General features: G+C 55.9%; 10 protein-coding genes and 1 riboswitch. Of the genes, 4 read left to right on the plus strand and 6 right to left on the minus strand.

Annotated elements, in window-relative coordinates; genetic code table 11:
- Positions 1 to 363 precede the first annotated feature (363 nt).
- Positions 364 to 477: riboswitch (SAM riboswitch) on the minus strand.
- Positions 478 to 813: 336 nt separating this feature from the next.
- Positions 814 to 1,101 (minus strand): LysM peptidoglycan-binding domain-containing protein, encoded by a 288-nt coding sequence (locus tag G536_RS0102485; protein WP_022822001.1) that lies wholly within the window; start codon positions 1,099 to 1,101, stop codon positions 814 to 816.
- Between the two features lie 229 nt (positions 1,102 to 1,330).
- Here G536_RS0102485 and G536_RS0102490 point away from each other — a divergent pair, with 229 nt between their 5' ends.
- Positions 1,331 to 1,738, plus strand: a complete 408-nt coding sequence (locus G536_RS0102490; RefSeq protein ID WP_169515030.1) for a hypothetical protein — start codon at positions 1,331 to 1,333, stop codon at positions 1,736 to 1,738.
- A 277-nt stretch (positions 1,739 to 2,015) separates the two neighbouring features.
- Here the strand turns inward: G536_RS0102490 and G536_RS0102495 are convergent, their stop codons facing one another.
- Positions 2,016 to 3,104, minus strand: coding sequence for a lysylphosphatidylglycerol synthase transmembrane domain-containing protein (locus tag G536_RS0102495; RefSeq protein ID WP_022822003.1), 1,089 nt, complete (start codon positions 3,102 to 3,104; stop codon positions 2,016 to 2,018).
- 374 nt (positions 3,105 to 3,478) lie between these two features.
- On the opposite strand from G536_RS0102495, the gene dxs reads away from it, so the two are divergent.
- On the plus strand, positions 3,479 to 5,422 hold the full coding sequence (gene dxs, locus G536_RS0102500; RefSeq protein ID WP_022822004.1) for a 1-deoxy-D-xylulose-5-phosphate synthase: 1,944 nt from the start codon (positions 3,479 to 3,481) through the stop codon (positions 5,420 to 5,422).
- A 230-nt stretch (positions 5,423 to 5,652) separates the two neighbouring features.
- On the plus strand, positions 5,653 to 6,198 hold the full coding sequence (locus tag G536_RS0102505; protein WP_022822005.1) for a YceI family protein: 546 nt from the start codon (positions 5,653 to 5,655) through the stop codon (positions 6,196 to 6,198).
- A gap of 66 nt (positions 6,199 to 6,264) precedes the next feature.
- Here the strand turns inward: G536_RS0102505 and G536_RS25925 are convergent, their stop codons facing one another.
- Complete coding sequence (locus G536_RS25925; RefSeq protein WP_022822006.1) at positions 6,265 to 7,266, minus strand: SRPBCC family protein; 1,002 nt, start codon at positions 7,264 to 7,266, stop codon at positions 6,265 to 6,267.
- Between the two features lie 92 nt (positions 7,267 to 7,358).
- On the opposite strand from G536_RS25925, the gene G536_RS25930 reads away from it, so the two are divergent.
- Positions 7,359 to 8,120, plus strand: coding sequence for an alpha/beta fold hydrolase (locus G536_RS25930; RefSeq protein WP_022822007.1), 762 nt, complete (start codon positions 7,359 to 7,361; stop codon positions 8,118 to 8,120).
- A 35-nt stretch (positions 8,121 to 8,155) separates the two neighbouring features.
- Here G536_RS25930 and G536_RS0102520 read toward each other — a convergent pair whose 3' ends face one another.
- From G536_RS0102520 to G536_RS0102530, 3 genes are all read right to left on the minus strand, one after another.
- A complete protein-coding gene (locus G536_RS0102520) occupies positions 8,156 to 9,292 on the minus strand; it encodes an energy transducer TonB (RefSeq protein ID WP_022822008.1) in 1,137 nt (378 codons plus the stop codon).
- A 118-nt stretch (positions 9,293 to 9,410) separates the two neighbouring features.
- The gene (locus G536_RS0102525) at positions 9,411 to 10,580 is read right to left on the minus strand and encodes a TonB family protein (RefSeq protein ID WP_022822009.1); all 1,170 of its coding nucleotides are present in this window, start codon (positions 10,578 to 10,580) and stop codon (positions 9,411 to 9,413) included.
- A gap of 120 nt (positions 10,581 to 10,700) precedes the next feature.
- Positions 10,701 to 11,696 carry an aspartate-semialdehyde dehydrogenase gene (locus G536_RS0102530; protein ID WP_022822010.1) on the minus strand — a complete coding sequence of 332 codons (996 nt, stop codon included), beginning with the start codon at positions 11,694 to 11,696 and terminating at the stop codon, positions 10,701 to 10,703.
- Positions 11,697 to 11,783 lie beyond the last annotated feature (87 nt).

Genomic DNA, 11,783 nt, shown 5'->3' on the forward strand with positions numbered 1-11,783 from the left:
GCTGTTTGAAGGAGAGTATTTCGAAAGAAGAGAATGTATTGCTCTGAAAATGAGCCCGCAAGAGCTGCGAATTTTCCCTCTAGCGCCAACCGAATACAGTGGCTTAGCTGCGGCAGTGCCCGCCGTGGTGGCCAAGGGCACACCAACGCATCAGAAGCAAAACGAGAAGGAGGGAGGTTGCCGGAACCGCGTGGCGGTTAGCTACAGCAACAACAGGTGCTGAAACAGCAGCGCATTCGCATTCGGGCGGCCTCAGCGGCAGCGGGCGAAACACGGAAATCCATCGGCAAGGCGGTGCGCAACGCGGCGACCGGAGCAGATGGGGTAAAGAAGGCGGAAAGCGAGTTGTTTTTCATGGTACTCAACTTATCTCTCCCGCTGGCAAATGCCGAATCGGGCAGGAATTGGCACCTTTCGCATCAACGAAGGTTGCCAGTGGGTCACGGAGCCTGTTCTCTCGCCACTTCTGTATAAATCTTTGAAAACTGTCCCACCGTAAGCGGGGAGTACCGGACTGGTGATGCAAATGTATAACCGGTTTTGATATTCGCAATACTCTTGAAAAATATTTTTTCTTTAGCCTACTCTTTTTCGAAAGTATTATAATAGAAATAAATATTTTTTAAATAAGACTGAATTACAGGGCTATACATCATGCGGTGGCAAATGCCCTATGCTTCCTGTTACCTGTATTTTGAGTGTGTGAGCTTCGCTGGAGTAGTTTAGACGGAGTGGTAAGCTAAAGGTATATCAAGCAAAAAGCCGCTCTCTATTGAGAACGGCTTTTATGAAATTTCCTAGAAGGAAGTATTTCTAAATCTTAGGCAACGTCAGTACTTGGCCGATTTCGATTTTGTCGGGGTCAGAGCCGATAGTGCCTTTATTGGCGTCGTAAATCTGGTGCCACTTGGCTGCGTCACCGTAGTGGTGCTTGGCAATTTTAGATAAAGAATCGCCGCTTACTACGGTATACGTCTCGCCAGCGGCTGCTTCAGGCTGAGCGGCATTGCCGAAAAAGTCGGTGCCACCAGCAGCTGGTTTTGCGGCGGGTTCAACGGGCTTTTTTTCGCCTTCATTCGAGAGAAAATCAAACAGTCCCATGGTCGTGCGTTGGTTTGAGGTGAAAGCAGAACGCAGCACATCCACTTGATGGCCACGGTGTCAGGCCTCATACGCTATGGAACGGAAGAGGTTATGCTCCGTAAGGTCAACCGTAGACAAGCCGAACATCTTGCCGGGGGCCACCGTAAGAGGCGCAATACCGACCGGCTATGGTGCCGGCGGCAGCTTCTCTCCACTTCTCACTTAACCTTGACACCTAATGAAAGCTATGTCCTCTCCGTTTCGCTATTTGGCCAGCCTGTTGATGCTGCTGGTGTTGTTCACTTCCGCCTGCGGCAGCAAAGAAGGTAAAGTAGAAGGCGTGAACATGCTCTACGGCAAAGAGAGCAAGGTTTGGAAAACCGATAAAGAACTGGATGCCACTGGCGACAAAGTGAAGCAGACCGACGCTCAGGAAGACGAGCGTATCACGTTCTTCGCCAATGGCCAGTACAACATGGCTTCTCCGCAAGGCACCGTGAATGGTAAATACACCTTCGATCAGGCTGGCAAAACCATTGCCATGACCCCTGACGGTTCCAGCACCAGCAACTCGTTCAGCGTAGTGACCCTAACCGACGACAAGCTTACGCTGAAAAGCGCCGCCGGTGCTGAGCTGCGCCTCGAAAAAGAATAACCTTCCTTTCCATAATTCCGCAAAAAGCGCCATCAGTTGAACTGGTGGCGCTTTTTTTTGCCACTTACTGAATGAGTACCCCGGCCGTAACGTGAAAACCACAGGAGACCATAAATCGGTTAGGGATTGTAATTGTGAGCGTGGCGAAAGACCCATTTCCGTCAGCGTAGAGCGTTCAGGAGGATAGGGGTTTCGCCACACTCAGCATAAGGCGGACGACCAGCTACAAAGGGGCCTCTGAACTGCCTCTACGGGGGGGCTTGCACTGTTCGCTGAGCTACGAGTGCATAACCTGCGCGGCTTTAGGCTTGCCGAAAATGCGCGCCACCCAGCGCGGTAGAAACACAGCGCCCAGCACCAAGTAGAGATAGTACGTAACCAAGCGGTAGAGCAGCACCATGAAGTTGGTCATGGTGGGAGTGCCAATAAACTTGCCGAAGAACGTAGGGAAAGCACCTTCGGCAATGCCCGCGCCGCCGGGCGTAATAGCAATCAGTAGAATAACCTTGTAGGTAAGGTTGCGGCCAAAAATCAGCCAAAACTCCGGCCAGGTTACGTCAATAAACGCCGAAATCAGACAGCCGATAACTAGGTAACGGGCCGTCCAGACGAAGGCGGTGCTTAGAGCGGCCCGCAGCCAGTATCCCCAGCCGTTGCCCCGCAGTTCCGCCGAAGCCAGTACCATTTCGTTGCCCATCCTGTAGGCCTTGCCCCGGAAACGCCGGATGCCGCGAATGGAAAACAGCCGTACCAGTAACCGTTTCACCGACTGCGGATTGAAGAAGATGGCGTACATCATCAGCAGCGCGTACAGGCTTACGAAGATGTAACTGGTAATGAAGCCAACGCGGAGCGTGGTAACCAGCCCGCCTTGCAAAGCCTCATGCGGATACAGCGCATCACCCCCAATCCAGACCACCAGCGGCACCATCAGCATGTAGTACATGTTGTCGAGCATGGCCGTGGCCATGATGTAGGCCACCGACTTGCCCAGCGGAATGCCTTCCTTGTGCAGCAGCACCGGCGCTACGGCCGTGCCACCCACAGCCGAGGGCAACACGCACGACGAAAACTCCCAAATCATAATCACGTCGAGGGAGGCGCGCCAGGTCAGAACTTTTTGGGTGAGGTAGCGGATGCGATATACGTAGCCGGCGTCGCGGGCCACCAGAATTACCAGCATCAGCAGCAGCCAGATGGGTTTGGCATTGGCCAGTGGGGCCAAGTCGCCGGGCTTGTAGCTGCGCCAAAACATAAACCCCACTACGCTCAAGCCAATCAACACTGGCAGCACAATGCGCGACGGGCGGAGCTTGTCCAGCAGTTGCTGGTCCTCGGTTTGTTGATCGGCAGAAAGCTGAGGCATGAGGCAATGCGGGTATGCGAAGTCAAAAGTAGGGATTATAGCAGGGTAGCCTGTTAAAGCACGGTTAATTAAGGCGAGTAGCACCCAGCCAGAACTTACCACCCGTGGTGTTGCATACGCGCAAGCTGCGTCTCGGGTGCTGTGCTGCTTTTTATCGTGTTCAACGCCAGCTAGTAGCGTTGTGGGCAGCGAGCTGCATGGTGGATACCTGTGTAGACTGGCTGAGTGTATTCAGAAACCAATTCGTTGGCCAACCGTCCGAACAGAAAACCCGTAACTTTGTCCGGTACAACCAGTAAGCCGCCGAGGGGAGTCTAACTTTTCGGGTAGCACAACGGTTGCACCACTATATATTCCATTTGCTTCTCCGATACATGATTGTTGAACCTGGTGAACTGCTGGCGGCCATAAATTCGCCCGACGACCTGAAAAAGCTCAACCAGGATCAACTGGTGCAACTAAGCCAGGAGCTGCGTCAGTTTATTATCGATACGGTTTCGATTTATGGCGGGCACTTCGGGGCTTCGCTGGGCGTGGTGGAGCTGACTGTAGCGCTGCACTATGTGTTCAACACGCCCTACGACCAACTGGTATGGGACGTGGGCCACCAGGCGTACGGCCACAAAATTCTGACCGGCCGCCGCAACCGGTTTCCTACCAACCGCCGCTACCACGGCATGTCGGGCTTCCCGAAGCGCAACGAAAGTGAGTACGATGCCTTCGGGGTAGGGCACAGCAGCACCAGCATTGGCGCGGCGCTAGGCATGGCCGTAGCTTCCGACTACAAAGGCGAGTTCGACCGGCAGCACATCGCCGTAATCGGCGACGGCGCCATGACGGCTGGTATGGCTTTCGAGGCGCTCAACCACGCCGGCGTGAGCAACTCCAATTTGCTGGTTATCCTCAACGATAACTGCATGAGCATCGACCCTAATGTGGGCGCGCTCAAAGAATACCTAACCGATATTACCACCTCCCGCACCTATAATAAAGTGCGCGAAGAGTTGTGGAACGTGCTGGGCAAGCTCAGCAAATTCGGCCCTAACCCACAGCAGATTGCCCGTAAGGTAGAGCAGGCCATGAAGGCGACACTGCTCAAGCAAAGTAATTTGTTTGAGGCGTTGAATTTCCGCTATTTCGGCCCTGTGGATGGCCACGATGTCCAGCATCTGACCACCATCCTCACCGACCTGAAAAGCATTCCAGGCCCGAAAATCCTGCACTGTGTAACGGTGAAGGGCAAAGGCTACGCGCTGGCCGAGAAAGACCAAACCCTGTGGCACGCCCCCGGTCTGTTTGATAAGGTAACCGGTGAAATCCACACCAAAACCTACGAGAAGCCCCAACCGCCCAAGTACCAGGATGTGTTTGGCCATACCATGATTGAGTTGGCCGAGGCCAACGACAAAATTATGGGCGTAACGCCGGCTATGCCGTCGGGTTCGTCGCTGAATCTGATGATGGCCGCTATGCCCAAGCGTGCCTTCGATGTGGGCATTGCCGAGCAGCACGCGGTGGTTTTTTCGGCGGGTTTGGCTACGCAGGGCCTTATTCCGTTCTGCAACATCTACTCGTCGTTCATGCAGCGCGCCTATGATCAGGTGCTGCACGATGTGGCGCTACAAAATCTGCACGTAGTGTTCTGCCTCGACCGCGCCGGTTTTGCTGGTGCCGATGGCCCCACCCACCACGGCTGCTACGATATTGCCTACATGCGCTGCATCCCCAACATGGTGGTGTCGGCTCCAATGAACGAAGAGGAACTGCGCAACCTGATGTACTCGGCCACGCTGCCCGAAAACGCCGGTCCGTTCAGCATCCGCTACCCGCGCGGCGAAGGTGTGATGCCGGAATGGCGCAAGCCGCTACGCAAAATCACCGTGGGTACCGGCCGTGTGGTACGGGAGGGCGAAGGGGTAGCAGTGCTTAGTATCGGCCACATCGGCAACTACGCCACCAAGGCCACCCATAAGCTGCAAGCGGAAGGCCTGAACCCTGGCCACTACGATATGCGCTTCTGCAAGCCGCTGGACGAGGAAATGTTGCACAATATCCTGAGCCGCTACCAGGCTATTGTAACCGTAGAAGACGGCTGTCTGCAAGGCGGGTTCGGTTCGGCGGTGCTGGAGTTTATGGCCGACCACGGCTATAATGTCCCCGTGAAACGCTTGGGCATTCCCGACCGGATAGTGGAGCACGGCTCCCAGGACGAGTTGTACAAGGAATGCGGCTTCGATGCCGACGGTATTGCTGCCGCTCTGCGTGAGCTAAGTGGCAAAGTAGTAGCCAATGCTGCGGTAGCAACGGTACTGTTGTAAGCTGATTTCGCATAGTGAAAAGCCCCGCTGGATTCATCTGGTGGGGCTTTTTTGTGCTTGTGAAAATCTGTAAGGGAATAACGGGTGGTATTGCAATGCAGGGTAGATAAAAAATATTTAACGATGTACGTACACATATTAAATAGATGTACATACATTTGTGCATGATTCGGCGGCACGAATAGCACGCCGCAACTTACAACGTTATCAAACCAGCAACGCCTACCACTATGGCAACTACCACTTGGGTCCTCGACCCCACGCACTCTGAAGTCCAGTTCAAAATCAAACACCTCGTTATTTCGACGGTTACGGGTTCGTTCAAGAAGTTTGAAGGCAAAGCCGTAACTGAAAACGATACTTTTGAAAACGCCCAGGTTACGTTTTCGCTGGATGTAGCCAGCATCGACACCAACCAGGAGCAGCGCGACGAGCATCTGCGCAACAACGACTTCTTCGACGCCGCCACGCACCCGCAAATCACCTTCACCTCTACCTCGCTCACCAAAAAAGGCGACGACTACAAGCTGGCTGGCAACATGACCGTGAAGGACGTAACCAAGCCCGTAACCCTGGACGTGGAGTTTGGCGGCACGGCTACCGACTTCTACGGCAACGAAAAAGCCGGCTTTGAAGTAACCGGCAAAATCAACCGCAAAGAGTTCGGCCTGACCTTCCACGCCGTAACTGAAGCCGGTTCCATCGTGCTCGGCGACGACGTGAAGCTGTTCGCCAACGTGCAGTTTATCAAGCAGAAAGAAGAAGTACTAGCATAGTTCTGTTATTCGTTCAACCACATCCTATTGCATAAAGAGCAGGCTACCTCAGGCGGCCTGCTCTTTTTAGTTATAGCCGGCGGCAACGGCTTTGCTGGCATCGGTTTCGCAGCGGCGGCGGATTACTTCTAGGATGCGCCGTTGGATTTCGCTCATCACGTAGTCGGTCCAGAGGCCAGCGTAGGGATTGATGCGGGTGCTGAGGCGCTGCTGGCTGTAGAGTACGAGGCGGGTGCGACCGGGGCCGGCGGGTACCAGCTCGTAGGTGCCCCGCAGCACGTCGAAAAACCGGCCGCCAACAGTTACGTGCTCATCGAAGGTGGTAGGCGGGATGGTAGCCGTGTTGGGCACAATGCTGAACGACAGACGCCGTTGCGGCTCCCATACATCTACGGTTTCAATGAACTCCACGCCCCGCTCGAAGGTGGCATGCCGTACGCCGCCTACGCCCTCATGTGTGAGGGTGGCTTCCACGGGCCGCGGAAAGCCGATTTTGTCTACCAGGCTCGGCCCCAAGTCGTGGGCCTGAATGGGCGGTACCCGAATGATTTGCTGCCAAACCACGGACGCGGGTGCCTGAATGAGCACGGTATTCTCGACGCGACGCAGGCTGTTGGGAGCGGCAAGTTGGCTTTCAAGTGGTGCTAGCAGGAAGGGCAACAGTGCAAAGACAGCCACGGTGTAGGTTTTGTCTCGGTTGGGTTTATTGTCAGCTATACCAACATATAAAGCAGCTCCCAAAAAGCCTGTAAGTATGAACAGTGGGAAAATCATGAGCACGCAAATCATACCTTCTAAGTGGAACAGCAAGGCGGCAGTTAAGAAGATAAGAATGGTGATGAACGGTGCCCATACTGTTCGCCACCAAAAACCAGCTGTAATAGGAATGAAACACGCTGTGACGGCTCCTAGCGCCACCGGGACAAGCAGCAGAAAGCAAAGCATGAGTAGTCCGCCGGCGTCGTTGAAGCTGCTGCTGGCGAAAACAAACCGTCCTAGTAGTGCCACGAGCAGGCCCGCTGCTATGGCAATAACATAGTGTAGATTATGACGCTCGATAAAGGCCATCGGATAAGAAATAAGAAGGAACCAGCAGGGTAAATGTGCGTAGTTGTTCGGACTCATACGTAGTCTTTCCACGCAAATCTTTGCATTTGTTTATGCTCACTCAACCAGCTATTGTTTTCCTACACGGCTTCGCCGAAAGCCAGGCTATTTGGACTGATTTCCTGCACGGCTTTCCTGAAGTCTACCAGCTACTAACGCTCGACTTGCTAGGACACGGTGCGAACACGCAGTCGGCGCCAGACTACAGCATGGAAGCGCAGGCGCAGTACGTAGCCGACCAGTTGGTAGAACAGAACGTGGAGAAGGTGCTGCTAGTAGGACACAGCATGGGCGGTTATGTGGCGCTGGCTTTCGCAGAGCAATTCCCCGAACGGGTAGCCGGCCTCGTGCTATTCCATTCCACGGCCCTGCCCGACACCGAAGAGAAACAGGCGAACCGCGACAAAAACATGGAGTTTGTACGCAAAAACGGCGTCGACAAGTTCATGGATTCGTTTATCCGGCCACTGTTTGCGCCCGCCAACCGCGGTAAAATGCCGGTGCAGCAGGAACTGCTAGAAACCATTGGCAAAGCCACCCCTGAAGCTACCGTGCTGGGCGGCCTGCAAGCCATGCGCAACCGCCCCGACCGGACACAAGTACTGCGTGATGCTGCTTTTCCGGTCCTGTTTATCGGGGGCAAAGACGACGCGGCGGTACCTCTGGATAGCCTGCTGCCGCAACTAGCGCTACCCGCCGAAAGCCACGCCTTGCTGCTGGGCAACGTAGGCCACCTGGGCTACCTGGAAGCACCAGAACTCACGCGCCGCGCCGTAGTGGATTTTGCCGCCTCGGTAGCAGCTAGTGCGCGCTAAGCACACGGCAACCTGCTAAAGGATGATGCAAAAGTTTAGCGTATGCGGAAACTGAAGGGCAGCACGTAGAACACTTTCACGGGCTTGCCCTGGTACCTGGGTGGGGTAAGCGCCACTGGTTGGCTGCGTGCGGCTTCTAGTACTGCCTGGTTCAGTTCCGTCCCTGCTGACCTAACCACCTGCATCTGTTCCAACGCTCCGGTTTCGTTCACCACAAAATATAGGTACACGGTGCCTTCCACCTGGTTGCGCAGGGCTTGTGCCGGGTACTTGATGGCGCGCTGAATGCTGGTTTGAATATCCATGCGCGTTGCTTCCGCCCCGAACACGGGTGCCTGGTCGGCGTACGGATAGGGCTTGGCGGCAGAGTTGGGGGCTGGGTTCGGACTGAAGATAATGGGCAGCACTAGCTGTTCGCTTTCCACCGCTGCTCCGTCCAGCGTGGCGGGCGCCCAGGCAGGCATGGCTTGGATGTAGGCCACGGCGGCTTGTTCCACTTCCAGATTTTCGGCTTCAGTGGCCGGCCGCGGCGGGGGCGTAGCGGCTGGCTTGCGCATGAGCGGGCCAATGATTTTGGCCCCCATTACCTTGCCAGTAGCATCTAGTTTAAAGCGAATAAATAGCCGAACATCCGCTTCTGTGGCGCGGGCGGCCTCGGGGTAGGGGGCTGCGGCCAGATAAGCCAGCAGCGCCTCGGGGCCGCCGGGGTACTTCGGTGCAGCGGCGGCGGGCTGCGCGGGCGCCTGCATCACAAAACTAATGGGCACCGTGATGGCCACGGCCACCGGCTGCCCGTTCTGCTGCCCTGGCTGCCAGGCGGGCATGCTCTGAATTACGCGCACGGCTTCTTTGTCCAGGTCATCTTGCAAAGGCCTCGCTACCCGCACCTGTTCCACAAGGCCCTGCTTATTGACCACAAACGTGACGAACACCTTGCCCGACGCGCCTGCCTTGAGGGCCTCGTCGGGGTAGCGGGTGTTGCGCCGGATGTAGGCCATAATCGAGTCGGTGCGGCTGCCTTTGAACGTAGGCATCTGCTCCACAAACGTGTACACCTGCTCGGCCGGGGCCGTTGGGGCAGGCGCGGTAGGGGTGGTAGTTTGGGCGAATAGCAAAGGGGGCGCTGCAAGCAGCAGGGCAGCGACCATGCCGCAGTACCAGCGTTTTTTCATGGAAATTTGGGCAGATAAGGAAGTTGTAAGGCGATGAACTTGATTTTGTGGCGTAGCCTATAATATACATGCATTGCCTATAAACACCGCGCTAGCTAGTAAGGCCGGAAAAGCTAGGTTATGAAGTTATCTTGAAAGTAAACGGTACGACGTAAAACACCTTCACGGGCTGGCCCTGATGCCGGGCTGGCAGCAGCGTCCCGAGTGGCTGCCGCGCGGCTTCCAACACGGCCTGGTCCAGCTCCGCTCCCGCCGACTGAATGATTTGTTGCTGCTCTAGTTGTCCGGTCTCGTTCACTACAAAATAGAGGTACACCACACCTCCCTGCCGGTTGCGTAGGGCCTGCGCCGGGTAACGCACTCCGCTTTGCAGGCGTTTTTCGAGGGGCATTTTGTTTTGCGGCGCGGCAAAAACCGGCATCTGGTCGGCGTAGGCATACACGGGTGGTTCATTGCTTGGCGCAGTGGTACCAAACGTAACGGGCACCATCCAGAAGTCACCTTCTATGGCAGTGCCTTTAAGGGTAGCAGGAGCCCAGGTTGGTATGGCTTGCACCCACCGGATGGCCGCATCGGTCAGTAATTGGTTGGTGGCTTCGGTGGCTGCCTGGCGCTTCTTTTTGCCTTGCTGAGTTGCCTGTACCACGCCTGCCTTTTTCACGTTGCCGGGCTTTCCATCGGGCCTGATTTTGAATTTGATAAAAACGCGCCCTTGGGCTTGCACGGCGCTAGCCGCCTCCGGATACGGAGCAGAGGCCAGGTAAGTCCGTAGCGCCTCGGGCCCACCCGGAAACTTAGCCGTAATAGCGGCCTCCGGCTGGGTGCCATTGGCTGCCGCCGCTTGGTTAGATATCAGCTGATCGATATTGTTAGGCAGCCGGAACGTAATGGGTAGCGTGAGGCTGACCGGTACAACTTTGCCGGCCTGCTTGCCTGGTGTGAAAGCTGGTAGGCTGCTGACGGCCCGCACTGCTTCGGCGGCCAGCAACGGATGCGGGTCTTTTACCGCTTTGGCATCCTGCACGCGGCCGGCAGCACTAACCACAAACGAGACGTACACCTTGCCCTCCGCCCGCTGCTGCAAGGCTTCGGCTGGGTACCGAACAGTGTTGCTGAGCTCTTGATATAAAGCTTGCTGCCCACCCGGAAATGCCGGCATCTGCTCGGCATAAGAGTACACCTCACTGCCAGCCCGAACGGTATCGGCAGAGGCGTTTGGCGCTGATTGTGCCCACCCAAGCGTGGCGGGCAGCAGAAAAGTGGGCACTAACAATACAGCGTGTTTCATAGAATACAGTAAGTAACGATTGGTAAGTAGGGAGCAGTCTGGCGTGAGGGCTAAAACCGAAAAAGCCCCCGCAGTACACCAAGCAATGCCAGGATACTACGGGGGCTTCTGATGGCGCAACTACTTGAGCAGGCCCATTTTTAGCATGGCTTCGGCAATTTGCACAGCGTTGGTGGCAGCGCCTTTGCGCAGGTTGTCGGCTACCACCCACATGTTGAGCGTGCGCGGCTGCGACTCGTCGCGGCGCAGGCGACCCACCAGCACGGCATCGCGGCCGTGGGCGTCTTTGGGCATGGGGTAGAGGTTATTGGCTACGTCGTCCACCACGTCCACGCCGTCGGTGTTGCGCAGGATGCGGTACACGTCTTCCAACTCGAAATCTTTGGCAAATTCCACGTTTAGGGCTTCGGAGTGGCCACCCATAACGGGAATGCGCACCGTAGTAGCCGTTACCCGAATGGAGTCGTCGGAGAGGATTTTCTTGGTTTCCTTCACCATTTTCATTTCCTCCTTGGTGTAGCCATTGGCCTCGAACACGTCGATGTGGGGCAGCACGTTCAGGTCGATGCGGTGGGGGTAGGCCTGGCTAGTTACTTCCTGGCCGGCGCGCTCCTGCATCATCTGGTCCACGGCTTTTTTGCCGGTGCCGGTCACGCTCTGGTAGGTGCTCACCACAATGCGCTCCACCTTATAGGCCTCGTGCAGCTTGTGCAGCGCCAGCACCATCTGGATGGTGGAGCAGTTGGGGTTGGCAATGATTTTATCGTCGGCGGTGAGCTGCTTGGCGTTGATTTCGGGCACTACCAACTTCTTGGTGGGGTCCATGCGCCAAGCCGAGGAATTGTCGATAACCACCGTGCCGACTTCCGCAAAGCGGGGCGCCTGCTCTTTCGAAACCGAGCCACCGGCCGAGAAGATGGCCACCGCCGGGCGGGCCGCAATGGCATCGTCCATGCTCACCACCTTAAACTTTTTACCCTGATACTCGATTTCCTGCCCCACCGATTTTTCGGAGGCAACGGGCAGGAGTTCCGTGACCGGGAAGTTACGCTCGGCCAGCACTTTCAGCATCTCGCCACCGACCAAACCGGTGGCACCTACTACGGCTACTTTCATGGTTACAAGGATTAGACTGCGGTAAAGATAGCGCTAGGAAGAATATTGATTTTCACGCTATATTTCCTGTATCGTCCTGAAACGGCG

This window comes from Hymenobacter norwichensis DSM 15439, assembly GCF_000420705.1.
Taxonomy (GTDB): Bacteria; Bacteroidota; Bacteroidia; order Cytophagales; family Hymenobacteraceae; genus Hymenobacter; species Hymenobacter norwichensis.